Source organism: Allomesorhizobium camelthorni (assembly GCF_011045125.1).
GTDB lineage: Bacteria > Pseudomonadota > Alphaproteobacteria > Rhizobiales > Rhizobiaceae > Allomesorhizobium > Allomesorhizobium camelthorni.
Genome location: NZ_JAAKZF010000028.1, coordinates 30,396 through 55,317 on the forward strand (window position 1 = coordinate 30,396; position 24,922 = coordinate 55,317).

Consider the following 24,922-nt stretch of genomic DNA (forward strand, 5'->3'; position numbering starts at 1 on the left):
CTTCGCCCTAATGGCGTGTTTCAGGCCAGGAGTGAAATTTTCGCGAGCCCGCCGTTACGCGCCAAGCTTCGCCGCATGCCACCTGAGGTGATCTTCCATGAAGGTCGAGATGAAGAAATAGGAATGGTCGTAGCCTTCCTGCATGCGCAGCGTCAGCGGAATGCCGGCCTTTGCGCAAGCCGCTTCGAACAGCCACGGCCGCAGCCCGTCGTCGAGAAAGCCGTCCGCCGTGCCCTGGTCGACCAGAAACTCCGGAAAGCGATAGCCGTCCTCGACCAGCGCACAGGCGTCGTATGCCCGCCACGCGGCCTCGTCCGGTCCGAGATATTTTTCGAGCGCCGGCTTCGACCATCCGGCGGTCATCGGATTGACGATCGGCGCGAAGGCCGAGCAGCTTTTGAAATGGCCCGGATTTCTCAGCGCCATCGTCAGCGCGCCGTGCCCGCCCATGGAGTGGCCGAAGATCGCCTGCCTATCCATGTCGACCGGGAAGTTTTCGCCGATGAGCGTCGGAAGCTCCTCCATGACATAGGAATACATGCGGTAGTTCTTCGCAAAGGGCGCCTGCGTCGCGTCGACATAGAAGCCTGCGCCGCAGCCGAACTGCCAGTTGTCCTTCTCGTCGGGCACCTCGGCGCCGCGCGGGCTGGTGTCGGGGCAGACGACGATCAGCCCGAGTTCGGCGGCCATGCGCCGGTATTCGCCCTTGTCCATGACGTTCTGGTGCGTGCAGGTCAGGCCGGACAGGTACCAGACGACCGGGCAGTGCTGTTCCACCGCCTGAGGCGGCGCGAATACCGCGAAATTCATGTCGCAGGCGCAGGCCTCCGACGCATGCGAATAGACGCCCTGGATGCCGCCATGGGATTTTGAGAGAGAGATTGGTTTCAAGGTTCAGGCCCGATCAGTTGCGTTTCGATGTTGAGGCTTCGCGCCAGCGAGGCCAGGCGTTTGTCAGCCGTCGCCAACGGCTCGCGCCGTTCAAGCGCCAGCGCAAGGTAGAGGCAGTCGTAGATGGCGTGACTGTTTGCGAGCGCGATCTCCGTTCCGACGCCCAAGAGATGTCCGTCATCGGCAAATTCAAAGATTGCGTCCTGGATACTCTGGATGCCGTCGCGAAATTGGTCATGTGTGATCAGTCCTACGCGCACATATTTCAACAGAGCATGGGTGGTTTCGATCCTTATCAGAGCGGGCGCTCGCAAGTCCGACCGGGCTAAAATCGCTTTGGCCGAGGCAGTCAAGGGCGTCTGTACGCACCAGTACGTAGCGACGTTTGCATCAATGATCATTATCGAGGCCCGGTACATAGGGCCTTGCATCCCGTTCGGCGCGCGCCTCCTCCATGATGCGAAGCGCGGTTTCCAGATCCACCGGTTGGGATCGAGAGCGTATTTCGTCCATGCGGCGAATAATCTCTTCTCGCGACGGTTTGGCTTTTTCGGCTAAGGCCTCGCGGGCAAGCTGCTCTGCCGATTTACCCTCGCTCCGGGCCTGTTGCTTAAATCGCTCGAGTACATCGTCCGGAATGTTTCTGATCACCATACTGCCCATCACAAATCTCTCCCTGATATCGTAATGATATCATTTGTGCGCCGGCTCCTCAACTCAATCAACCTCAATTCCCAGTTCCGCGAGCGGCAGAACGGGCACCACCACGGCGCGTTTCTCGATTTCCGCATCGATGTCTGCGATCGGCGGGTTCTCCGTTTCTATCCACTGGATCATCTCGGAAAACTCGGCTCGCGGCATGGTGCGCGAGAATGTCAGCATGCCGCCTTTCTCGATCACGGTGTGGCCGTTGACCACGATGCTCTCGGCCACCACGGTCCAGCTTGGTCCAAACGTCTTGACCATGATGTACATGGTCTTCGCCTTCACCGGCCCGACGCCGCCCGCCAGGCAGGCTTCGTAGAACATGAGATGCGTCGCGGCCGAAGGACGGGTCCGCACCTCGCAATAATAGTCGTGCAGCACTGAGGCGCGGCGATAGTCGCCGATGAAGGGCGATCCGAAAGTCGACCAGAAGATCTGCGGTATCGACGCGCCGTTGACGATCGCTTTCTTCTTTGCGGTCCAGACGAGCCCGCCGGAATCCTCGAACCCGAAGTCCTGATCCAGTTTCACGTCGCGGTCGGCGCCCGGCTGTGTGAGCCAGGAAACGGAAACGGTTCCGATGAAATGCACTGGCATGAAACGGTCCTCCTCATCGCTTAAGTTGCAAGCGCAGACCTTAATCCGGATCGCGGTCGGCGTGGAGAATTCTTTGCAACCTGGGCGATGCGCCAGTGTGGGCGCTATTCCGTCGCCTTGATCGCCTTGCGCGCCATCTGGTCCAGCGCGCCCAGAAAGCGCGAGCGGTCGGCGGGCGTGAAGCCGGCATTGTAGCCCTTGCTCTCGCCGGTCTCGCGCAGATGCTGCTTCAGGTCGCGCATAGCCACAGCCATGCCGATCGTCTCGGGCGTGAACGGCTTTCCGGTCGGGCCGAGCACATACGCCCCCAGCGCCACCGCGCGCGCCGCCAGCGGAATGTCGGCCGTGATGACGATGTCGTTGGCTTTCGCATTCTCGACGATCCAGTCGTCGGCGGCGTCTGCGGCGGTCTTCGGCACCACGACATGCCTGATCATCGGGTCGCGCGACGGCCTCAGGCCCCCATTCGACACGAAGGTAACGACCAGCCCGAGCCGCTCGGCGACCTTCTCCACCTCCGCCTTCACCGGGCAGGCATCGGCGTCGACATAGATGATCGGCTGTTCCATCGGCACTATGGCTGAAGGTTCCTGGCCAGCGCCGCGCCCGCGCCGAGCGCGCGCAGCTTTCCTGTGGCGACAGCGCGCGACAGCGGCGCCATCCCGCAATTGGTGCAGGGCTGGATGCGCTCGGCGTCGGCATATCCCAGCGCCTCGGCGATGGTCGCGGCCACCTGTTCGGGCGTCTCGACCAAGTTCGACGCCACGTCGATAACGCCGACCAGCAGTTCCTTGTCCGGCAGCAGCGAAATCAGCGAGATCGGCACGCGCGAGTTGGCGCATTCCAGCGAGACCTGGCGGATCGAAGATGCGTTGATGGCGGGAAAAATCGCCTCATATTGCCGCCATTCCGACCCCAGCGTCTCCTTCCATTTCAGATTGGCCTCGATGCCGTAGCCGTAGCAGATATGCACCGCCGTCGCGCAGCGCAGTCCCCGCGCGGCGCGCTCCAGCGCGGCGATGCCCCAATCGTTCACCTCGGCCATGAACACGTTGAAGGCCGGCTCGTCGAACTGGATCACGTCGACGCCCGCAGCCTCCAGCTCCAGCGCCTCCTCGTTCAGGATTTCCGCAAAAGCCATAGCCATGTCGGCCCGCCGGCCGTAATGAGCGTCGGCCAGCGTATCGCAGATGGTCATCGGGCCGGGCAGGGTGAATTTCAGGCGCTTCTTGGTGTGCTGGCGGCAGAATGCGGCCTGGTCGCCATGCACCGGGCCGCTGCGCCGCAGCTTGCCGGTCACCGTCGGCACATCCGCCTCATAGCGGTTGTTGCGGATGCCCATTTTGGTCATCAGCGTCCAGTCGATGCCTTCCACCGTCTCAAGGAAGCCGTGCACGAAATGCGTGCGGAACTGCTCGCCGTCCGACACCGTCTCGATGCCGGCGTCCTCCTGCTCCTTGATCCAGATCAGCGCCGCGTCGCGCTTGCCGCTGTCCAGCGCTTCGCCCTCCAGCTTCCATTTCGGCCAGAGCTTTTCGGTCTCGGCCAGCCATCCCGGTTTCGGCAGACTGCCGGCTATCGTCGATGGGAAGAGCATGTGCATACCTCCTCGGTGGACGGCGTGTGGCAGTTGCTAACTAATCTGCCGGCGGAGTTGAGCTTACAGCGACCTTAATAGATGACCACGCTCCTGATGCTCTCGCCTTTGTGCATCAGGTCGAAACCCTTGTTGATGTCGTCGAGCGGCATCGTGTGGGTGATCATCGGGTCGATCTGGATCTTTCCGTCCATGTACCAGTCGACGATCTTCGGCACGTCGGTGCGGCCGCGCGCGCCGCCGAAGGCGGTGCCCATCCAGGTTCGCCCGGTGACCAGCTGGAACGGCCTGGTCGCGATTTCCTGGCCGGCGCCGGCCACCCCGATGACCACGGACTTGCCCCAGCCGCGATGGCTCGCTTCCAGCGCCTGGCGCATCACCTTCACATTGCCGGTGCAGTCAAACGTGTAGTCGGCCCCGCCGATCTGGTCCGCGCCGCGCTTGGTCATGTTGACGAGGTAAGGCACGATGTCGCCGTCGATCTCCTTCGGATTGACGAAATGTGTCATGCCGAAGCGTTCGCCCCATGCCTTGCGGTCATTGTTGATGTCGACGCCGATGATCATGTCGGCCCCGGCGAGTTTCAGGCCCTGCAGGACGTTGAGCCCGATGCCGCCCAGCCCGAACACCACCGCCGTCGCGCCGATCTCGACCTTGGCCGTGTTGATCACCGCGCCGATGCCGGTGGTGACGCCGCAGCCGATGTAGCAGATCTTGTCGAAGGGCGCGTCGGGATTGACCTTGGCCAGCGCGATCTCTGGCAACACAGTGAAATTGGAGAAGGTCGAGCAGCCCATGTAGTGAAAGATCTTCTCGCCGCCGACCGAGAACCGGCTCGAGCCATCCGGCATCAGCCCTTGGCCCTGTGTCGCGCGAATAGCCGTGCAGAGGTTGGTTTTCCTGGACAGGCAGGACGGGCACTGCCGGCATTCCGGCGTGTAGAGCGGGATGACGTGGTCGCCCTTCTTCAGCGAACTGACGCCGCGGCCGACATCGACCACCACGCCGGCGCCCTCATGGCCCAAAATCGCCGGAAAGATGCCTTCCGGGTCCGCGCCCGACAGCGTGAACTCATCGGTGTGGCAGATGCCGGTCGCCTTGATCTCGACCAGAACCTCGCCCTCGCGCGGTCCCTCCAGGTCGACTTCCATGATTTCCAGCGGTTTTCCGGCCCCGACAGCCACGGCGGCGCGTGTTTTCATCTTCTTGCTCCCATACGGATTCGGTCGGCAAAGTTTCAGCTTTTCACCGCCCGATCAAGCACTCATGACGTGTAGAGCGCCGGCTTTCGGCATAGCCGGGACGCGGTTCCCGCGCTAAGCATCCGCCATGGCGGCAAATCTCCTGCTTGCGGCGATTCTGAACCTCTTGACCTTCCTCATCCATGCGATGGGGCTGGTGGCGCTTACCCGCCTCATGGACTTCCTCGTCGCGCGCCCTGTTCTGGAAAATCGCTCATGGGCCAAAGTGGTGGCTCTGCTGGCGCTGGCGTCGGGTCTCATGATCCTCCTCTGCGTGGAAATGGCCCTGTGGGCGGCAGGCCTGGTCGGCGTCGGCGCCTTTGCCGATTTCGACACCGCCTTCTATTTCTCGACTTCGGCTTTCGCGACCATAGGCTTCGGCGACGTCGCCCCGGCCGAGAAATGGCGTTTGCTCGCCTCACTGGAGGGCGTCACCGGCTTCCTGATCATCGGCTGGTCGGCGGCCTATATGGTCACTTCCGGAATCCGCTTCGGCCCGTTCCAACGCGACATGCATTTTTGAGCCGCTCGCATGATGACGTTTCGGGCGCTTGAGACATTCCCGCTTAGCCCATAGAACGGAGCGCCACGCCGGGAGGGACGCCGCTCGCATGTTCAAGAAAATCCTGATCGCCAATCGCGGCGAGATCGCCTGCCGCGTCATCAAGACCGCGAAGAAAATGGGCATTGCGACGGTCGCCGTCTATTCCGACGCCGACCGCGATACGATCCATGTCGAGATGGCGGACGAGGCGGTGCATATCGGGCCGGCGGCTGCGTCGCAAAGCTATCTCCTGCCAGAGAAGATCATCGAAGCCTGCAAGGCCACCGGCGCCGAAGCGGTGCATCCAGGCTACGGCTTCCTTTCCGAGCGCGCCTCCTTCTGCGAGGCGCTGGAAGCCGAGGGCATAATCTTCATCGGCCCAAAACCCAAGGCGATCCGCGCCATGGGTGACAAGATCGAATCGAAGAAATTCGCCAACGCCGCGAAGGTCTCCACCGTTCCTGGTTTTCTCGGCGTCATCGAAGACGCCGCCCATGCGGAAAAGATCGCCGGCGAGATCGGCTATCCTGTCATGATCAAAGCCTCGGCCGGCGGCGGCGGCAAGGGCATGCGCATCGCCTGGTCGAAGCGTGAGGTGCGCGACGGCTTCCAGTCATCCAGGAACGAGGCCAAGAGCTCGTTCGGGGACGACCGCGTCTTCATCGAAAAGTTCATCGTCGATCCGCGCCACATCGAGATCCAGGTCCTGGGCGACGCCCACGGCAATTGCATCTATCTCGGCGAGCGCGAATGCTCGATCCAGCGCCGCAACCAGAAAGTCGTGGAGGAAGCGCCGTCGCCCTTTCTCGACGAGAAGACACGGCGTGCCATGGGTGAGCAGGCGGTCGCGCTGGCCAAGGCCGTCGACTATCAGAGTGCGGGCACGGTCGAATTCATCGTCGACGCGGAGAAAAACTTCTATTTCCTTGAAATGAATACGCGTTTGCAGGTCGAGCATCCGGTGACGGAACTCGTCACCGGCATCGACCTGGTCGAGCAGATGATCCGGATCGCGGCAGGCGAGAAGCTGGCGATAAAACAAAACGACGTGAAGTTGACCGGTTGGGCGGTCGAAAGCCGGCTCTATGCCGAAGATCCGTACCGCAACTTCCTGCCGTCGATCGGCCGCCTGACGCGCTACCGCCCGCCGGAGGAAGGCAAATCCGGCGACATCGTCATCCGCAACGATACCGGCGTCACCGAAGGCTCCGAGATTTCGATGCACTACGATCCGATGATCGCAAAACTCTGCACCTGGGCGCCCGACCGGCTGCAGGCCATCGACGCCATGTCGGAGGCGCTCGACGAATTCGTGGTCGACGGCATCGAGCACAACATCCCGTTCCTCGCCGCTCTGATGCGGCATCCGCGCTGGCGCGAGGGCCGCATCTCAACGGCTTTTATCGCCGAGGAATATCCGGACGGCTTTGCGGCGATCGTTCCGGACGCCGATGAAAAGGCGGTGCTGGCGGCGGTCGCAGCCGCCGTCGAGCTTCTACGCCGCGACCGGCTCGACCGGCTGTCGGGCAGGCTGGCGCCGCATTCCGGCGCGCTGAAACCCGACTGGGTGGTCCGCCTCGGCAATGAATATCTGAACGTTGCGCTCGGCGAAGGCATGGTTTCGATTCCGCTCGAAATGGATATGTCGGTGGAGGAGGGCGCTCCGCTGACGGTGGCGTCGGACTGGCGGCCTGGCGAGCCGGTCTGGCGAGGAACCGTCGGCGGGCGGCAGGTCGCCGCGCAAATCCGCCCCGTCGAGAACGGCGTCCGCATCGCCTGGAAGGGCATGGCGGCGACGGCTCGTGTGATGCGCCCGCGCACCGCCGAGCTCGACCGCCTGATGCCGGCGAAGATCGCGCCCGACACTTCGAAGCTGCTGCTCTGCCCGATGCCGGGACTGGTGGTCTCGATCCTCGTTGCAGAGGCGCAGGAAGTGAAGGCCGGCGAAATGCTGGCGGTGGTCGAGGCGATGAAGATGGAAAACGTGCTGCGCGCCGAGCGCGATCTGACCGTCGCGAAGATCAACGCAAAACCCGGCGACAGCCTGGCCGTCGACGCCGTTATCATGGAGTTCTTGTAGGATGGACGTATCGTCGGGCCGCCAGGCCGTTCTCTTCGACCTCGACGGAACCCTGACGGACCCGTTCGTCGGCATCACCAGGTCGCTCGGCTACGCCTTGGAAAAGCTCGGCCGCGCCGCGCCGGCGGCGGATGACCTGCGCTGGTGCATCGGTCCGCCGATCCAGTCCTCCTTCGCGGTGCTGCTCGAAACCGAGGACGCCGCGGTGATCGGCGAGGCCGTCCGGCTCTACCGCGAGCGTTACGCGGCAATCGGCAAGTTCGAGAACACGCTGATCGAAGGCATTCCCGAGGTGCTGGCCGAACTCGTCGCCGACGGCTTTTTCCTGGCGGTCGCGACCTCGAAACTGAAGACCTATGCCGGCGAAATCATCGATCATTTCGACCTTCGCCGCTATTTCAGCGTGGTCCACGGCTCCGAACTGGACGGCCAAAACTCCGTCAAGGCCGAACTCATTTCCCATATACTCGCCGTCGAAGCTCTCGACGCCCGCCGCACCGTGATGATTGGCGACCGCGCGCACGATGTCGCCGGCGCCAACGCCAACGGCGTCTTGGCCATCGGGGTGCTCTGGGGCTATGGCGACCGGCAGGAACTCGAGACCGCCGGCGCGGCGCGCATCATCGCCAGCCCGGCCGAACTGCGGGGATCGATCGCCGCGCTGCTTTGAGTGGGCGCCGGAGGCTGGGAACGGCACGTAGCAGTGTCGACTTTGCAGCTTTTCTCGTTTTCTGTATAATTCGAAGCATTCGAATGTTTCGGAGGTTCGGAGATGCGCGTCACGTCGGCAGAGTTCATCAAGAAATACGGCAGCGTCACCGATGCTGCGCTGTCCGAGCCGGTGACGATCACCCGCAACGGCCGCCCGCGGCTGGTGCTGATCTCGGCGGACGAATATGAGCGGCTGAAGCGACGCGATCGGCGGGTCGTGTCGATCGAAGACATCACCGATGAAGACCTGAAACTCATCGAAGATTCCAGAATGGAAGCCGGACATGAGGAACTCGACGAAGAATTAAAGGGCTGGCGGCCTTGACTTGGCCGGACCCTAAGCCCGGTCTGGTTATACGATATTCCTATCTCTGGCTTTCCGAAGCCGCTTCTGGCCGCGAAGAAGGCTTGAAAGACCGCCCGTGTGCGATCGTTGTCGTCGCAGCCGGCGTTGGCGAGCGAAAACGCGTTCTGGCGTTGCCAATAACCCATTCGCCGCCCAGAGACATGGAATTTGCTATCGAATTGCCGCAAGAGACGAAACGACGGCTCCGCCTCGACGATCAACGTTCTTGGATCATGTTGAGTGAATGGAATGACTTCCTGTGGCCTGGCCCAGACCTTCGTCCGCTACAGGGAAGAAGCCGGAGACAGTGGCGCTCGGCTATCTGCCACCAGGTCTATTTGAACACGTGCGGCAACGCTTCCTGACGCTTGCGCGCAAACAGTTAGCCAAACGGGTTAGCCGCACAGAATAAAGCCCGGACATATTCCGGTTGCGCTGCGCATTCAAAAGCCTGTGGCCGGCGTCCATTCAGGCTGGACTGGCGCGGCGCGTTCCCGGACAATACATCTCACCTTTCCCCTGAGTCCTTCGAGCGGCAAAAACCATGGCGGATGAGAGACTTCCACGCGATCCGCTGATGCGGGAGGCGATGGCCAGAACGGCAGCGCCGGCTCCAGCCAGCCGCGCGTTTATCCATCTGCGCGTCCATTCGGCCTATTCGCTGCTCGAAGGCGCGCTGCCGATCGGCAAGATCGTCGGCCATGCCGTCAAGGACGGCGCGCCGGCCATCGCCATCACCGACACCAACAATCTGTTCGGCGCGCTCGAATTCGCCCAGAAGACGGTGAAGGAAGGCATCCAGCCCATCATCGGCTGCCAGGCCGACCTGCTTTTCGCCGGCGAGACCAGCGAAGCTTCAAGAAGCAACGGCCACCGCCGCCAAGGGCCGGACCTCTATCCGGTCGTGCTCATCGCCGCCACCGAGGCCGGCTACGGCAATCTGGTGCGCCTGGTCAGCCGCGCCTATCTCGACACGCCACCCGGCGAGCCCGTCCAGATCACCACCGAATGGCTGGCCGGCATGTCGGACGGGCTAATCTGCCTCACCGGCGGACCGCGCGGGCCGATCGGCGCAGCGCTCAAGGCCGGCCATGCGGATCTCGCCGAAAGCCGGCTGCAATCGCTGATCTCGCTGTTTTCCGACCGGCTCTATGTCGAGCTTGAACGCGTCTCCGGCTACGACCGCGCCGTCGAGGCCGCCACCGTGAACCTCGCCTACCGCCTCGCTTTGCCGCTGGTCGCCACCAACGAGGCGTTTTTCCCCGCCCGCGAGGATTACGAGGCGCATGACGCGCTGATCGCCATCGCCGAGGGCGCGGTGATCGCCTCGGACGAGCGGCGGCGGCTCTCGCCCGACAATTTCCTCAAGAGCCAGAAGGAGATGGCGGAGCTTTTTGCCGATCTGCCCGAAGCGGTCGACAATACGGTCGAGATCGCCATGCGCTGCTCCTTCTATCCCAGGAAGCGCGCGCCGATCCTGCCGCGCTTCACCGGCGGCGACGAAGCCGACCCGACCGCCGCGCTCAAGGCCGAGGCGGACGAACTGCGCCGCCAGGCCCGCGAAGGCCTGCGAATGCGCTTCGAGACCGCCGGGCTGACGCAAGGCTACAGCGAGGGGCAGTACCGCGAACGGCTGGAATTCGAGCTCGGCATCATCGAGCGCATGAAATTCCCCGGCTACTTCCTCATCGTCGCCGACTTCATCAAATGGGCGAAGGCGCAAGGCATTCCTGTCGGTCCCGGCCGCGGCTCGGGCGCCGGCTCGCTCGTCGCCTACGCGCTCACCATCACCGACATCGACCCGCTGCGCTTCTCGCTGCTGTTCGAGCGCTTCCTGAACCCTGACCGCGTCTCGATGCCCGACTTCGACATCGATTTCTGCCAGGACCGCCGCGAGGAGGTGATCCGCTACGTCCAGGGCAAATACGGCCGCGACCAGGTCGGCCAGATCATCACCTTCGGCACGCTGCAGGCGCGTGCGGTGTTGCGCGACGTCGGTCGCGTGCTGCAGATGCCCTACGGCCAGGTCGACCGCCTCTGCAAAATGGTGCCGCAGAACCCGGCCAATCCCGTGAAACTCGCCGAAGCGGTCGCCAACGAGCCGCGCTTCACCGAGGAGGCGGAGAAGGAGCCGATCGTCCAGACACTGCTCGACATGGCGATGAAGCTGGAAGGCCTCTACCGCCACGCCTCGACCCACGCCGCCGGCATCGTCATCGGCGACCGGCCGCTGTCGGAACTGGTGCCGATGTATCGCGATCCGCGCTCCGACATGCCGGTCACCCAGTTCAACATGAAGCTGGTCGAGGACGCCGGCCTCGTCAAATTCGACTTTCTCGGCCTGAAGACGCTCACCGTGCTCGAAACCACGGTCAAGCTGCTGCGCCGCCGCGGCGTCGAGATCGACCTGGCAAAGCTCCCGCTCGACGACGAAAAGACCTACGCCATGCTGTCGCGCGGCGAGACGGTCGGCATCTTCCAGGTGGAATCGGCCGGCATGCGCAAGGCGCTGATCGGCATGAAGCCCGACCGCATCGAGGACATCATCGCGCTGGTGGCGCTCTACCGCCCCGGCCCGATGGAGAACATCCCGACCTACAACGCCCGCAAGCATGGCGAGGAGGAGATCGCCTCCATCCACCCGATGATCGACCATCTGGTCCGCGAGACCCAGGGCGTCATCGTCTACCAGGAACAGGTCATGCAGATCGCGCAGGAGCTTGCCGGCTATTCGCTCGGCGAAGCCGATCTCTTGCGCCGCGCCATGGGCAAGAAGATCCGCTCCGAGATGGACCAGCAGCGCGCCCGCTTCGTCTCGGGTGCGATGGAGAAGGGTCTCGCCAAGCCGCAGGCCGACTTCATCTTCGACCTCCTGGCAAAATTCGCCGATTACGGCTTCAACAAATCGCACGCCGCGGCCTATGCGGTCGTCTCCTACCAGACCGCCTTCATGAAGGCGCATTATCCCGTCGAGTTTTTGGCCGCGTCGATGACGCTCGACATGGGAAACACCGACAAGCTTGCCGATTTCCGCCAGGACGCGATGCGCATGGGCATAGACGTCGTGCCGCCCTCGGTCATGACCTCGTTCGGCGATTTCGAGGTCGAGGAAAACCGCATCTTCTACGCGCTGGCCGCCCTGAAAGGCGTCGGCGAGGCGGCGGTCGAGCACATCGTCGAAAAGCGCCGCGAAAAGCCCTTCGCCAGCCTCGCCGATTTCTGCGAGCGCATCGACCCGAAGATCGTCGGCAAGCGCGTCTTCGAAAGCCTGATCACCGCCGGCGCGCTGGATTGCTTCGGCCATGAGCGCGCCGCCATGATGGCGGGCGTCGAGCGCATGATGGGGCTCGCCGCCCGCGCCCAGGAAAACGCCGCTTCCGGCCAGGCCGACATTTTCGGCGTCTCGCTCGCCGGCCAGTCGCAGACGCTCATCCTGCCCGCGGCCGACCCGTGGCTGCCGGCCGACCGCCTGCACCGCGAATTCCAGGTCGTCGGCTTCTACCTCTCGGCCCATCCGCTCGACGAGTACAAGGCGGTGCTGGAGCGAATGCGGGTGCAGAACTACGCCGATTTCTCGCTGGCCGTGAAGCGCGGCGCCTCCGCTGGCCGGCTCGCCGGCACCGTCACCTCCAGGCAGGAGCGAAAGACGCGCACCGGCAACAAGATGGGCGTCGTGGCGCTCAGCGACACCACCGGCCAGTACGAAGCGGTGCTGTTTTCGGAAGGGCTGGCGCAATATCGCGATTTGCTCGAGGCCGGCCGCTCGGTGGTCATCACCGTCGCCGCCGAGGACCGGCCGGAAGGCATAAACCTGCGCATCCAGACCGTGCATTCGCTGGAGGACGAGGCAAGCCGCGTCCAGAAGGCGCTGCGCATCTTCGTCCGCGACGACCGCCCGGTGCCGGCGCTGCAAAGCCAACTGACCGTCAAGGGCGACGGCCAGGTCAGCGTCGTGGTGATAAAGCCGGAAGGGCAGGGCGAGATCGAGATCGGCCTCCCCGACCGCTACCGCATCTCGCCCCAGATCGCCTCCGCCATGCGCGCCGTACCGGGGGTGGTGGAGGTGGAACTGGTGTGAGGGGACTCCTTGATTCACCCCATGCGCAGAGGTCAACCGAATATAGAACAGGCATTGGCGGACGGCGATGCACTTGGTTGGGCGCGAGTTATTACTGTCGGGAACAAAAATGAACTTGGCGTTGCATCTTGGAACGTTCGTGACATTATCTCCGAAATTGTCCCAGCGCGTTGATTCGAGGAAAAATGCCGTGTTCAGATCGCCGCCATCATCTTGCGGTGGCAGCAGAATGAATGTCGACAATTCATGTGCATCATTCTAGCATCCGACTGCCTAGTCTGCTCTTGAGCGTCGGCACCGAACGCAAGCTGATTCAGAATGACCCTGCTGACCCAAGTAACGTATCTATATAGAGACGCCTCCAATTATAAATTTCGAGGCGACTTCTGTGTGCTTGGAGAGCTTAAGTGCCGAAGAGTTAAAGGAATATCTTTTCGATGGCGAGTTCTTCATCCCCGATAAGATCGGCCTCGCTACGCTCCGGCCAGACGCGACAAATGATGACGATCACCTGCTGCATTCTATCGAAGACTGCCGGGCGGTCGAAGGGCGGAAATTTCAAATGACGGCCAGCGAATTTCGACACCGGATCAGAAAGGCATCCCAACAGGGATGGTTCTAGTGACGCGACGATTGTGGACAGCGGATGAAGTACGTCTGGCTATCGCTCTATACGTTCAGATACCGTTCGGGCGGATTCATTCTCGAAATCCAGAAATCATCGAACTGTCCAAGGGGATCGACAGATCTCCGTCATCTGTAGCATTGAAACTTGCGAACTTGGCTGCTCTGGACGAGACATTGCCACGAGCCGGGATGCAAAACGCCAGCGCCTTGGATCGTACAGTTTGGTCAGAATTTTTCCAAACACTTTTGTATGAATCGCACGCTCTGGAAGAAAGCTTGCATAGTTCTCTGACGTTTCATGAGGAGTCTACTAACGAATACGTCCACGATGGAACTTCATTGGATCGATTCGGAATTGCCAAACAACGATCGAGACAGGATCTTTTTCGGACTATGGTTCTCAGTGCCTATGACTATCGGTGCGCTGTTACCGGAATTGAGCAGCCCGAACTCCTCGTCGCCGGCCACATAAAGCCGTGGTCTCTGGAAATCGGTCGCCGACTTGATCCCACAAACGGAATCTGTCTCAATCGGCTTCACGACCGTGCGTTCGACAAGGGCTTGATAACGTTTGAAGATGACGGATACATGGTGTTTTCCCCACGATTAAAGCCTGATACGCGCGATAAGATGCTCCAATTGGCGAATGCCCCTACTCTCAAAATGCCACGTCGTTTTCTTCCTGATCGTCAACTGCTGCGCTTTCACAGAGAGCATATTTTCAGCGCAAGTCCGTAGCGGAAAATCTCAGCTTAGCTCGCATGAATCGAGGAAACCTCCGCGCAGCGAACACCGGCCTTATTCCCAGCTAGTACCAGCGGCATTGGACTGGACCGCCGGAGCCACCAACCTCCCTCATCCTGAGGTGCGAGCGCAGCGAGCCTCGAAGGACGCACCCCTCAAATCCGCTCCCACGGATGCCGCACTTCCGGCTCGTCATCCTCCTCCGCGCCCGCGGGGCGGCCGCGGTGGCCCCGGCCGAACGTGTATCCCGTCTCCACCGCCCGCCCGCCGAATTTTTCGCGCAGCGCGTCGATAGCGCCCTCGGCCATCGCCCGCTTTCGCGACTGCAAATCGACCAGATCCGGCGGGTCGGCCTTTTCCGAGCCGGAAAGGTCGGAAACGCCGATGCCTAGCAGCCGGTATTTCGTCCCGTCGGTCTCCTTCTCCAGCAGTTGCAGCCCGGTCTGGAAAATCCGGTCGGCGAGCCTGGTCGGGTCGCCGAGCTGGCGGTTGCGTGTGCGCAGCTTGAAATCCTGCGTCTTCAGCTTCAGCACCACCGTGCGCCCGGCGATCCCCGCCTTCTTCAGCCGCGCCGAGACTTTTTCGGACAGCGCACGCAGGATCGGCACGAGGTCGGCGGGCGAGGCGAGGTCGGTGTCGAACGTCGTCTCGGCCGACACGCTCTTTGCGTCGTGCTCGGGATGCACGCGGCGCTCGTCCATGCCGCGCGACAGGTGAAAAAGCCGGTCGCCCATCGCGCCGTAGCGCCGCATCAGCTCGCCGCGCTCCAGCCGCTGCAACTGCCCGATCAGCCGGATGCCGTCGCGCTCCAGCGTCGCCGCGAATGCTTTTCCCACGCCCCAGATCATCGTCACCGGCTGCTCCGCCAGGAACCCCACGGCCTCGGCCTCGCCGATGATCGAAAAACCGCGCGGCTTGCGAAAATCCGACGCCAACTTGGCCAGGAACTTGCAGTAGGAGAGCCCCGCCGAAACGGTGATGCCGATCTCCCTCTCGACGGAAGCCGCGAAGCCGGCCAGCACCAGCGCCGGCGGCCTGCCGTGCAGCCGCGCGGTGCCGGCGAGATCCAGAAACGCCTCGTCGATCGAGATCGGCTCGACCAGAGGGGTGAGCGCCAGCATCATTTCGCGCACCTCGCGCCCGACGCGGACGTATTTTTCCATGTCCGGCTTCACCACCACCGCCTCCGGGCAGGCCTCCAGCGCCTTGAACATCGGCATGGCCGAGCGCACGCCGTGGATGCGGGCGATGTAGCAGCAGGTCGAGACGACGCCGCGCTTGCCCCCGCCGATGATCACCGGCTTGTCCTTCAGCTCGGGGTTGTCGCGCTTTTCCACCGCCGCATAGAAGGCGTCGCAATCGATATGCGCGATCTCCAGCGAATAGAGTTCCGGATGCCGGGCGAGCCGCGGGCTCCCGCAGCTTGCGCAGCGCATGGTTGCGCGCGGCTGCGGAGCGAAGCAGTCGCGGCAAAAACCATGCATGGGATCGTTGACAGGAAGGGTCATCTCTGAGAACATATGCGGAACATCGCAAATGGTAGGATAGCTGACGCCCGCCGGCAAGGCGGCGGCCGCGGAGGTGCTTCATGGTCCCCGACATTCGCCCGCTTACCCCCGATCTGTGGCCGGCTTTCGAGGATCTGTTCGGTAAGCAGGGCGCCTGCTACGGCTGCTGGTGCACCTATTTCCGTCTCCCGCCGGCCGCCCGCCGCGACGCAAGTCACGCCAGCAACAAGGATTTCATCCGCGCCTTCATCGAATCGGGTCCGCCGCCCGGTCTTCTGGCTTTCGAGGACAATATTGCAACCGGCTGGATGCAGATCGGCCCGCGCGCCGACGTGCCGCAGTGGAACAACAAGGGCAGGGGCTCCGCCCCGGTCGATCCGGCCGACGCTGCCGATCCCGCGGTCTGGGCGATCTCCTGCTTCTTCATCCGCAACAGCGCGCGCGGCAAAGGTTTGACCCACCATCTGGTCGCGGCCGGCGTCGATTTCGCCAGGAAAAGCAGCGCGCGCTTCCTCGAAGCCTGCCCGATGGACCAGTCGAAGGATTCGCGCTCCCTCGGCCTGTTCGTCGGCTCGACGCGCGTTTTCGAAAGTGCCGGCTTCGAACGGCTCGCCGAGCGCAAGGCCGGCCGGCCTCTGATGCGCCTCGTTCTGTGACCGCAGGGCAGGGTCAGGTCGAGATGTCGTGGCGGTCGTCGCCGAGCGGCAGGTAGCGGATGGCTTTCGCCACGTCTGCGGGCGCCACGCCCGATTCGGCCGCGAAGCGGAGCAGGGTCGGCTCATGCGCCAGTATGAACTGCAGCACGCCGGCCAGGAATCCCGGCTCGCGCGCCGCGTGGCGGATCGCCTGCGCCTCGATGCCGGTGATCGCCAGGAAGCGCGGCAGAAGCTCCGGGTCGGCGGCCACGAAGCCCAGCGCCTCGATGGCGATGCTTTCGGCGTTCTCGCGCGTTGAGCGATTGTTGGCCATATCGGCTTTCGTGCGGTTAGAATGGAAACTCAACTTCGCAGTATCCGCAACCGCCCCGCCCGGCAAGGCCGCCGGCCCGCCCTGCGATCATCGACGAGAAAGTCCTGACACGTTTCCGCGTCCAGGTTTCCGTTTCGTCAATCATCTTGGGTTAGCCTTGCGGCGGGGTTTGATGCACCTTGGCGGGTGCATGGTGGTCGCGGATGCGAAAGCAGCGATCGGGACGGGAATTCTATGACCAAGAAAGTGATGATCGTCGAGGACAACGAGCTGAACATGAAGCTCTTTCGCGACCTGATAGAGGCCAGCGGCTACGAGACCGTGCGCACCCGCAACGGCCTCGAAGCGCTCGATCTCGCCCGTCTGCACAAGCCGGACCTGATCCTGATGGACATCCAGCTGCCCGAAGTCTCCGGCCTCGAAGTGACCAAATGGCTGAAGGAGGACGACGACCTGCACACCATTCCGGTCATCGCGGTCACCGCTTTCGCCATGAAGGGCGACGAGGAGCGCATCCGCCAGGGCGGCTGCGAGGCCTATATTTCCAAGCCGATTTCGGTGCCGCGCTTCGTCGAAACGATAAAATCCTATCTGGGCGACGCCTGATGCCCGTTCCGGAGCTTAACTAGCATGACCGCCCGCATCCTTGTCGTCGACGACATTCCAGCCAATGTGAAGCTGCTCGAGGTGAGGCTTCTGGCCGAATATTTCGAGGTGCTGACCGCGACAAGCGGGCCGGACGCGATCGAAACCTGCGAGAACGGCAAGGTCGACGTCGTGCTGCTCGACGTGATGATGCCCGACATGGACGGTTTCGAGGTCTGCCGCCGGCTGAAGAACGACCCGGCCACCTCGCACATCCCGGTGGTGATGATCACCGCGCTCGACCAGGTTTCCGACCGCATCCGCGGCCTCGAAGCCGGCGCCGACGATTTCCTGACCAAGCCGGTCAACGACCTCCAGCTGATGACCCGCGTGAAAAGCCTGGTCCGGCTGAAGGTGCTCACCGACGAATTGCGCCTGCGCGCCTCGACCACGCGCAACATCGGCATAGAGGAGCTGCTGAGCCGCAAGCCCGCCGCTGAGGAGACGCGGCCGAAGGTGCTGCTGATCGACGAGCGCCAGTCCTCCTGCGACCGCGTCAGGAAGATGCTGCGCGACAAGGCCGACCTTGATGTCGCCACCGATCCGCATGCCGGCTTCTTCCAGGCGGCGGAGGAGCCCTATGAATGCGTCATCGTCTCCACGTCGTTCGCCGATTTCGATCCGCTGCGGCTCTGCTCGCAGCTGCGCTCGCTCGATCGCACGCGCTTCCTGCCGATCATACTGCTGGCGGAAGAGGGCGAGGATGCGCGCCTGATCCGCGGCCTCGAACTCGGCATCAATGATTATCTGATCCGGCCGATCGACCAGCAGGAGCTGATCGCCAGGCTGCGCACCCAGGTCCGGCGCAAGCGCTACAACGACCATCTGCGCGCCAGCGTCACGCAGACCATCGAGATGGCGGTAACCGACGGGTTGACCGGTTTGCACAACCGGCGCTACCTCGATAGCCATCTGCAAACGCTGTTCGACCGCGCGGTGGCGCGCCGCCGGCCGCTTTCGGTGATGATCACCGACCTCGACCGTTTCAAGCTGATCAACGATACGCACGGCCATGACGGCGGCGACGATGTGCTGCGCGAATTCGCCAGGCGCCTGCGCAAGAATGTGCGCGGCATCGATCTCGCCTGCCGTTTCGGCGGGGAGGAATTCGTCGTGGTGATGCCCGACACCGATGGCGGCGTCGCCGAAAAGGTGGCCGAGCGCATCCGCGCCGAGATCGCGCAGACGCCGTTTCCGGTCGGCAAGTCGGGCCAGACGATGGACGTCACCGTCAGCGTCGGCGTCTCGTCCCTGAAGCGCGGAACCGACACGGTCGAGGCGCTGATGAAGCGGGCCGACCTGGCGCTCTACGAGGCCAAGACCGGCGGCCGCAACCGGGTGGTCGCCAAGGCTGCCTGACGCCGCCCGCCCCATGGGGTGAAGACAGGCCCCCAAAACCGGGAATTTAACCTTGTTCCAAGCGATTCGGCAGGCTTGGTTAAGAAACTATTGATTTTTAAAAGCTCTTGCGCAAATGTCTTCTGAAAGCGCCGGTGCGAGGGACGTTGGCGCGGCGCAAGCAGGATACCCCATGATGCTCAGGTCCGCCGCATCTCCTGGGTCCATGGGGTTGGCCGGCCGGCACTGACACATAGTGGCCTCCTCGTACCGCTGTCAGATCGCTGGCCGGCCCCCTTTTTCCCAACCGACGCAAATCCAGAAGCTCGCATAGGCCGAGCAGGCAACAAAAAAGCCGCCCGAAGGCGGCTTTGCGTTACCCGTGCAGGATGAAGATTACTTGATCTTCGTTTCCTTGAATTCGACGTGCTTCTTGGCGACCGGATCGTACTTGCGGAAGGACAGCTTGTCCGTCTTGGTGCGGCTGTTCTTGCTGGTCACGTAGAAGAAGCCGGTATCGGCGGTCGACAGAAGCTTGATCTTGATGTTTGCGGCTTTGGCCATGATTTTCGTCCGTTAATGTGTCTGGAGTTCGAGCCGGCGGAACACGGGCGATCACCCGGACGCGGAAAACTTGGCGCGACACATAAAGAACGTTGCCGGAATGTCAAGTCCGTGTCCGGGTTCAGGACATATGAGACGGCGGCAGTAGTGTCTCAGCCTGAATTTCGGCGGCTGGTGGTGAGCCGACGTAGCCTATAGGACCGGTTGTCTGCTAGATGTCGGCCTGCCCAGACGATCAAGAGAGATGCAATTGGATACCGCACGAGACAGCGCAACGCTGGATTTCTACTCCGCATCGGCCCCGGTGTATGTAGCGAGCGGGATCGGGAGGGTCAGCAGGCATCTTGCCTCCTTTCTCGATCTGCTCCCGCCGGAAGCGCGCATTTTGGAGCTTGGGTGCGGCGGAGGGCGAGATGCCGAAGCAATGATCGCCGCAGGGTTCGAGGTCGATCCAACGGACGGTACGCCTGAAATCGCCCGAAAGGCCGAGGAATGTCTTGGCCGAAACGTCCGCGTTATGCGCTTTGATGAACTTGATGCCGTTGAGGTTTATGACGCCGTTTGGGCGAGTGCGAGCCTGCTGCACGTGCCCCGAGAGGCCCTGCCGCAAATACTCGCGCTTGTCTTCAAGGCGTTGAAACCCGGCGGCCTACACTTCGCCAGTTACAAGGGTGGGGGCACAGAAGGGCGCGACCGTTACGGTCGTTACTTCAACTATCTCTCGCGAGAGGACGTCACCGAAGCATATCGCTGCTCCGGTCCATGGGAAATCGTGTCAGTCACCGAGCATCTGGGAGGCGGCTATGATGGTCAGCAAGGGCCTTGGGTTGCCATTACAGTGCGGAAGCCTGAATAGGCGAGGTTGGCTTAGGGGTCGTGAGCCAAAATTCAAACTGAGACACTACCCCGGCGGCCGTCGAGCGGGTTCGCAAACACCGTTTGATCCGCGCTATCGCCGGCTCGCGGCGATGCGGTTGACGGCCAGAACAATGTAGGCCGCGAAGAACAGCGCCAGCGACCAGCCGAAGCCGTCGGTTCCTATGAGATCCATACCGATGCCGATCGCCTGCGGGCCGAGCACCATCCCGAGCCCGTAGCACAGCACGAAGGCTGCATTGGCATTGGCAAGGTCATGGCCGGAAAGCCGTGAGCCGAGATGCGCCAGCCCGATCGTGTAGAGCGCCGCAACCACGCCGCCCCAGACGAAGAGCAGCGCCGCCATCAGGTGCCAGTTGCCGGATACGAGCGGTAGCACGATCATGCCAGCAAGCCCCACCGTCGCGCAGGCGAGCAGGAGGTGCCGGCGGTCGCGAATGCGATCGCTGACCATGCCGAGCGGAATCTGCATGACGACGTTGCCGAGCCCGATCATGGTGAGGAGCAGCGCAGCGTCCCCTTCCGAATAGCCGATGCGGCTGCCATAGACCGGAAACAGCGCGAAGCCGCCGGTCTCCACAGCGCCGAAGACCAGCACCGCGGCCGTCGCTGTCGGCACCAGCCAGATATAGCGGAAGAAGTCGCGCGACCCGTCGCCGTCGACGATGATCTTCGGGCTTTCGCGCCACGCAGCCAGCACCGGAATTGTGGCCAGCATGACCAGCACGAAGACTGCGCCGAAAGGAAGAAAGCCGCTGCTGCCCATCTGCGAGAACAGCCAGGGTCCGGCCGCGAAGCCCAGCGACAGCACGGTCGCATAGATGCCGAGCACGAAGCCGCGCTTTTCGGGCGGCGCCGAGGTGCTGATCCAGAATTCGGACAGGATGAAAAGCACGGTCAGCGCGATGTGCAGGACCACGCGCAGCGGAAACCACATCCAGAAGGCGGTGGCGAAATAGAAGCCGACAAAGGCGAGCGCGCCGGCGACGATCATTGCCAGCATCGTCCAGACGACGCCGAAGCGCACCGCGAGCGGGGTCGCGAGCGGCGCCGCCGCGATCGAGGCGAGACCGGCGATAGCGGTGTTGAGGCCGATCATGCTGGCCGAGTGGCCGCGCGTCTCCAGGATGATGCTGAGCAGCGGCATGCCGAGCCCGATGGCGATGCCGACAACGCTGATCGAGGCGATGGCGGCCGAGATCGACAGCCAGCGCATGCGCACGGCTTCGGCTTGCGGTTGAATGGTCTCGGACATTGTTGGCCGGGAAAGCTAGAGGACGTCGCGGACGAAGCGGTTGCGGATCATGCGGTAGAACGGCACCGCGCCGCCCGGCCTCAGCAGCGGGTCCTCCGCCAGCCGCTTTTCCAGTTCGTCCAGCACCGTCCTTGTAATCGTCGGAACGTCCGCCTCTTTGGCTTCGCCAAGCGGCAGCCAGACAAGTTCCTCGAGTTCGTTGGTCGGCCCGCCATCGGCGAGTTCGACGGCCACGTCGCTTCGCCATGCCGCCAGGAAGCGCGTGTCGAAGCGGCGCACCCGTCCGGGCGGGGTGATCGCGCGGGCGACGAAGCGCAGAACTTCAAGCGAAGGCTGCACGCCTTGATCGACAAAGCCCTGCCAGTCGGATTTGGCTGTCGCGAACGGCCCCTTGCGGCCGATCAGCAGGCCTGCCTCCTCATAGGTTTCGCGTATCGCCGACATGGCGATGGCGCGAGCGCGGGCAGGGCTGGTGCGCCCCGGCGCCCCGGCCAGCTTGGCTTCCTCGTCGGGATGAAGGTTTTCGGCGACAGGCACGCGGCTGTCGGCCGGGTCGGTGCGGCCGCCTGGAAAGACGAATTTTCCGGGCATGAAGGCGTGGCGCGAATGGCGGCGGCCCATCAGCACCCGGATTTCGCCGCCCTCTTTGTCGAGCAGGATGAGGGTCGCCGCGTCGCGCGGCCGCAACGGTCCAGGCCCGAGCGCGAAATCGCGCGATTCGGCCTTGTCGACCTGTTTTCTGGTCATGCCGTCCATGCAAAGTTCCTACCGTGCCGCCCGCCGGAACGGAATTGTCCCACCCGATTGACTGTTGTTCCAGCGCCAGGCTGGAAGGTTCACATCTCGGGATGCGTTTCGATGCGATCCTCTTCGCCGCCGAAACCGTGCATGTAGTATGCCCATTGCAGGCCGATGACAGCGCCCTTGATCGGTCGCAGCAGCGCCAGCGCTGAAATGATGGTCAGCGGCACCCATATGGCGAGATGCTGCCAGGTCGAAAGCGTGCTGGTCGCTTCGACGCTCATGAACGCGCCGATGACGATGTGGCCGACGATGACGACGACCAGATAGGCGGGCAGATCGTCGGCGCGGTGGTGATGCATCTCCTCGCCGCAATGCTCGCAGCGCTCCACGGTCGTCAGGAACGACGAGAACAGCTTTCCTTCGCCGCAATGCGGGCAACGCCCGAGAAAGCCGCGCTTCATGGCTTCCCACAGCGGCCGCACGGGGCGGCCAGTATGGTGCACGCCGCCAAAAGCCTGTTGTTCCATCATCGTCTCCTGTTGGAGCCTCCGCGCGGTTGCGATGCGCGGGCCCGCGATCTCTGGCCCTTCGCCTTGTGAAACGACCGCTTCGACCCGGGCAGGGGTTTTGGATCGGTCAGCATCTCAAAGCGCATGGCTCCTGCCAGCGGCGCGACCTCGACCAGGCGAACCTCGACTCGATCTGCAAGCTGAAAGCCCTTGCCCGTGCGCTCGCCGAAGAGCGAACGGGCGGCTTCGTCGAACATATAGTAGTCGCCTTCGAGAGATGACACAGGAATAAAGCCGTCAGCGCCGTACTGCGGCAATTGGACAAACAGCCCAGCCCTGGTGACGCCGGAAACGCGGGCGTCGAACGTGTCGTTGAGCCGCTCGGCGAGATAGGCGGCGATCAGCCGGTCGACCGTGTCGCGCTCGGCGGCCATGGCGCGGCGCTCGGTCGCCGAGATCAGCGCCGAAATATCCTCCAGCCGCTCTTCCTCGCTTCGCGTCAGCCCGTCCTTGCCGAGCCCGAGCGCACCGATCAGCGCACGATGCACGATCAGATCCGAATAGCGGCGGATCGGCGAGGTGAAATGCGCGTAGCGCCGCAGGTTGAGGCCGAAATGGCCGAGGTTTTCCGGCGAATAGATCGCTTGGCTTTGCGAGCGCAGCACCACCTCGTTGACCAGGGCTTCATTGTCCTCGCCGCGCACGCGCTCGAGAATGCCGTTGAACTGGGCGGGCCGCATCTGCGCGCCGCGCGCCAGCGACAGCCCTATCGTCGCCAGGAATTCGCGCAGCGATTCCTGCTTGGCCAGCGACGGTGCATCATGGACGCGGTAGACCAGCAACTGCTTCTTGGCCTCCAGCGTCTCGGCTGCCGCGACATTGGCCTGGATCATGAACTCTTCGATGAGCTTATGGGCGTCGAGCCGGTCGGGCACGATGACGCGGTCGACCGTGCCGTCGGGCTTGAGCAGGATCTTTCGCTCGGGCAGGTCGAGTTCCAGCGGCTGGCGGGCGTTGCGGCCGCGCTTCAGAACCTCATAGGCCGCCCAGAGCGGCTTCAGAATGGTTTCGAGGATAGGGCCGGTCGTCTCGTCCGGCGCGCCGTCGATCGCGGCCTGCGCCTGTCGGTAGGCGAGCCGCGCCGCCGAGCGCATCATGATGCGATGGAAGGAGTGGCGGATCTTGCGGCCGTCGGCGGCAAAAACCATTCGCACCGCGAGCGCCGGCCGGTCGACCTTTTCCTTGAGCGAGCAGAGGTCGTTGGAGATGCGCTCCGGCAGCATCGGCACGACACGGTCCGGAAAATACACCGAATTGCCGCGCTTCAGCGCCTCGCGGTCGATTGCCGTGCCCGAGCGCACATAGGCGGCGACATCGGCAATCGCCACGGTCGCCACCACGCCGCCGGGGTTTTTCTGGTCGCTGTCCGGCTCGGCGAACACCGCGTCGTCGTGATCCTTGGCGTCCGCCGGATCGATGGTGATTAGCGGCAGGTCGCGCCAATCCTCGCGGCCTTCGAGACTGGCCGGCTTCGCCGCCTCGGCTTCGGAGATCACGTCCTTCGGGAAGATATGTGGGATTTCGTGGGCATGGATTGCGATCATCGAGACCGCCTTCTCGCTGGTCAGCGAGCCGACCACCGTCAGCACCTTGGCGCGTGGCAGGCCGTAGCGGCCGGCGCGCACCGGCTCGGCCTCGACCAGATCTCCTGGCTTGGCGTCGTTCAAAAATTCCGCCTCGACCACCAGTTCGGCCTGCCGCCGTTCCACCGGTTCGATGCGGAACGTCCCGTCATGCCCGACCCGCAGCACACCCAGCACCGCCTCGCGCTGCCGGTCGAATACCTTCATCACCCGCGCCGTATAGGCCGGGCCGGTCGGGTCGTTGGTCGGGAACGTCTTGGCGAGAACGCGGTCGCCGACACCAGGCGCCGGTCCGCTTGCGTCGCGGCGCAGCTTGATCGACACGATCGGATTGAACTCGTCGTCCTCGGTCGAGCGCTCTGCCGGCCGCGCCAGAAGCCCGCCTTCGGCATCGCGCGAAAAGATGTCGAGCACCACCACATGGGGCAGGGCGCCGCGGCGGATCAGCCGCTTGCGGTCCTTGGTCAGAAGTCCCTCATCCTGCAGGTCGCGCAGCAGGTCCTTCAGCCACAGGCGGTCCTCGCCCTTCAGCGAATACGCCTTGGCAATGTCGCGCTTGCCGCTCTTTTCGGGATTGGATGCGATATAGCGTAGGATGTCGTCGCGCGACGGGCGGAAATCGCGGGCAGCGCTTCCGGAGGCAGGCGTGTCGGAGGAGCGGGTTTTCCCGCCGCTGCCCTTGCTTCCGGAAATGCTTCTCGCCAATTCGT

24 protein-coding genes are annotated in these 24,922 nt (G+C 63.2%); 10 read left to right on the top strand and 14 right to left on the bottom strand.

The window, feature by feature from the left end; all coding sequences use genetic code 11:
• Positions 1-54: 54 nt before the first annotated feature.
• The 7 genes from fghA to G6N73_RS18915 all read right to left on the bottom strand — a co-directional run bounded on the left by fghA (position 55) and on the right by G6N73_RS18915 (position 4,992).
• Positions 55-891, bottom strand: a complete 837-nt coding sequence (gene fghA, locus G6N73_RS18885; protein ID WP_165030348.1) for an S-formylglutathione hydrolase — start codon at positions 889-891, stop codon at positions 55-57.
• The gene (locus G6N73_RS18890) at positions 888-1,310 is read right to left on the bottom strand and encodes a type II toxin-antitoxin system VapC family toxin (protein WP_165030350.1); all 423 of its coding nucleotides are present in this window, start codon (positions 1,308-1,310) and stop codon (positions 888-890) included. Before G6N73_RS18890 ends, fghA begins: the two co-directional genes overlap by 4 nt.
• Positions 1,282-1,554, bottom strand: a complete 273-nt coding sequence (locus G6N73_RS18895) for a FitA-like ribbon-helix-helix domain-containing protein (protein WP_165030351.1) — start codon at positions 1,552-1,554, stop codon at positions 1,282-1,284. The genes G6N73_RS18890 and G6N73_RS18895 overlap by 29 nt, the downstream gene beginning before the upstream one ends.
• A gap of 54 nt (positions 1,555-1,608) precedes the next feature.
• Positions 1,609-2,193, bottom strand: coding sequence for a DUF1353 domain-containing protein (locus tag G6N73_RS18900; protein WP_165030353.1), 585 nt, complete (start codon positions 2,191-2,193; stop codon positions 1,609-1,611).
• 104 nt (positions 2,194-2,297) lie between these two features.
• The gene (locus G6N73_RS18905; protein WP_165030428.1) at positions 2,298-2,762 is read right to left on the bottom strand and encodes a YaiI/YqxD family protein; all 465 of its coding nucleotides are present in this window, start codon (positions 2,760-2,762) and stop codon (positions 2,298-2,300) included.
• Positions 2,763-2,767: 5 nt separating this feature from the next.
• Positions 2,768-3,790 (bottom strand): methionine synthase, encoded by a 1,023-nt coding sequence (locus G6N73_RS18910; RefSeq protein WP_165030356.1) that lies wholly within the window; start codon positions 3,788-3,790, stop codon positions 2,768-2,770.
• Between the two features lie 74 nt (positions 3,791-3,864).
• A complete protein-coding gene (locus tag G6N73_RS18915) occupies positions 3,865-4,992 on the bottom strand; it encodes an S-(hydroxymethyl)glutathione dehydrogenase/class III alcohol dehydrogenase (RefSeq protein ID WP_165030359.1) in 1,128 nt (375 codons plus the stop codon).
• Positions 4,993-5,119: 127 nt separating this feature from the next.
• On the opposite strand from G6N73_RS18915, the gene G6N73_RS18920 reads away from it, so the two are divergent.
• The 6 genes from G6N73_RS18920 (at position 5,120) to G6N73_RS38315 (ending at position 14,155) form a co-directional block, all read left to right on the top strand.
• On the top strand, positions 5,120-5,554 hold the full coding sequence (locus G6N73_RS18920; protein ID WP_165030362.1) for an ion channel: 435 nt from the start codon (positions 5,120-5,122) through the stop codon (positions 5,552-5,554).
• Positions 5,555-5,642: 88 nt separating this feature from the next.
• Positions 5,643-7,655 carry an acetyl-CoA carboxylase biotin carboxylase subunit gene (locus G6N73_RS18925; RefSeq protein WP_165030364.1) on the top strand — a complete coding sequence of 671 codons (2,013 nt, stop codon included), beginning with the start codon at positions 5,643-5,645 and terminating at the stop codon, positions 7,653-7,655.
• A gap of 1 nt (position 7,656) precedes the next feature.
• Positions 7,657-8,325, top strand: a complete 669-nt coding sequence (locus G6N73_RS18930) for an HAD hydrolase-like protein (RefSeq protein ID WP_165030366.1) — start codon at positions 7,657-7,659, stop codon at positions 8,323-8,325.
• A gap of 102 nt (positions 8,326-8,427) precedes the next feature.
• Complete coding sequence (locus G6N73_RS18935; protein WP_008837863.1) at positions 8,428-8,691, top strand: type II toxin-antitoxin system Phd/YefM family antitoxin; 264 nt, start codon at positions 8,428-8,430, stop codon at positions 8,689-8,691.
• A 598-nt stretch (positions 8,692-9,289) separates the two neighbouring features.
• Positions 9,290-12,790, top strand: a complete 3,501-nt coding sequence (dnaE, locus tag G6N73_RS18940) for a DNA polymerase III subunit alpha (protein WP_206078953.1) — start codon at positions 9,290-9,292, stop codon at positions 12,788-12,790.
• A 621-nt stretch (positions 12,791-13,411) separates the two neighbouring features.
• Positions 13,412-14,155, top strand: coding sequence for an HNH endonuclease (locus G6N73_RS38315; RefSeq protein ID WP_165030371.1), 744 nt, complete (start codon positions 13,412-13,414; stop codon positions 14,153-14,155).
• 161 nt (positions 14,156-14,316) lie between these two features.
• On the opposite strand, the gene G6N73_RS18950 is transcribed toward G6N73_RS38315, so the two are convergent.
• Positions 14,317-15,681 (bottom strand): DNA polymerase IV, encoded by a 1,365-nt coding sequence (locus G6N73_RS18950; RefSeq protein ID WP_165030374.1) that lies wholly within the window; start codon positions 15,679-15,681, stop codon positions 14,317-14,319.
• 68 nt (positions 15,682-15,749) lie between these two features.
• On the opposite strand from G6N73_RS18950, the gene G6N73_RS18955 reads away from it, so the two are divergent.
• Positions 15,750-16,325: a GNAT family N-acetyltransferase gene (locus tag G6N73_RS18955; RefSeq protein ID WP_165030376.1), complete on the top strand. Its 576-nt coding sequence runs from the start codon at positions 15,750-15,752 to the stop codon at positions 16,323-16,325.
• 13 nt (positions 16,326-16,338) lie between these two features.
• On the opposite strand, the gene G6N73_RS18960 is transcribed toward G6N73_RS18955, so the two are convergent.
• On the bottom strand, positions 16,339-16,638 hold the full coding sequence (locus tag G6N73_RS18960; protein ID WP_165030378.1) for a DUF3572 domain-containing protein: 300 nt from the start codon (positions 16,636-16,638) through the stop codon (positions 16,339-16,341).
• 249 nt (positions 16,639-16,887) lie between these two features.
• On the opposite strand from G6N73_RS18960, the gene G6N73_RS18965 reads away from it, so the two are divergent.
• On the top strand, positions 16,888-17,244 hold the full coding sequence (locus G6N73_RS18965) for a response regulator (RefSeq protein WP_281352910.1): 357 nt from the start codon (positions 16,888-16,890) through the stop codon (positions 17,242-17,244).
• 24 nt (positions 17,245-17,268) lie between these two features.
• Entirely contained in the window at positions 17,269-18,642 is a 1,374-nt protein-coding gene (locus G6N73_RS18970; protein ID WP_165030382.1) for a PleD family two-component system response regulator, read from the top strand.
• A gap of 375 nt (positions 18,643-19,017) precedes the next feature.
• Here G6N73_RS18970 and rpmG read toward each other — a convergent pair whose 3' ends face one another.
• The gene (gene rpmG / locus G6N73_RS18975; RefSeq protein ID WP_006201775.1) at positions 19,018-19,185 is read right to left on the bottom strand and encodes a 50S ribosomal protein L33; all 168 of its coding nucleotides are present in this window, start codon (positions 19,183-19,185) and stop codon (positions 19,018-19,020) included.
• 244 nt (positions 19,186-19,429) lie between these two features.
• Here rpmG and G6N73_RS18980 point away from each other — a divergent pair, with 244 nt between their 5' ends.
• Positions 19,430-20,041, top strand: coding sequence for a class I SAM-dependent methyltransferase (locus G6N73_RS18980; RefSeq protein ID WP_246252247.1), 612 nt, complete (start codon positions 19,430-19,432; stop codon positions 20,039-20,041).
• Positions 20,042-20,134: 93 nt separating this feature from the next.
• Here G6N73_RS18980 and G6N73_RS18985 read toward each other — a convergent pair whose 3' ends face one another.
• The 4 genes from G6N73_RS18985 to rnr all read right to left on the bottom strand — a co-directional run bounded on the left by G6N73_RS18985 (position 20,135) and on the right by rnr (position 24,917).
• Positions 20,135-21,316, bottom strand: coding sequence for an MFS transporter (locus tag G6N73_RS18985; protein ID WP_165030384.1), 1,182 nt, complete (start codon positions 21,314-21,316; stop codon positions 20,135-20,137).
• Between the two features lie 15 nt (positions 21,317-21,331).
• On the bottom strand, positions 21,332-22,072 hold the full coding sequence (locus G6N73_RS18990) for an NUDIX hydrolase (protein WP_165030386.1): 741 nt from the start codon (positions 22,070-22,072) through the stop codon (positions 21,332-21,334).
• An 80-nt stretch (positions 22,073-22,152) separates the two neighbouring features.
• Positions 22,153-22,587, bottom strand: coding sequence for a DUF983 domain-containing protein (locus G6N73_RS18995; RefSeq protein WP_165030388.1), 435 nt, complete (start codon positions 22,585-22,587; stop codon positions 22,153-22,155).
• On the bottom strand, positions 22,587-24,917 hold the full coding sequence (gene rnr / locus G6N73_RS19000) for a ribonuclease R (RefSeq protein ID WP_165030390.1): 2,331 nt from the start codon (positions 24,915-24,917) through the stop codon (positions 22,587-22,589). Before rnr ends, G6N73_RS18995 begins: the two co-directional genes overlap by 1 nt.
• Positions 24,918-24,922: the final 5 nt, after the last annotated feature.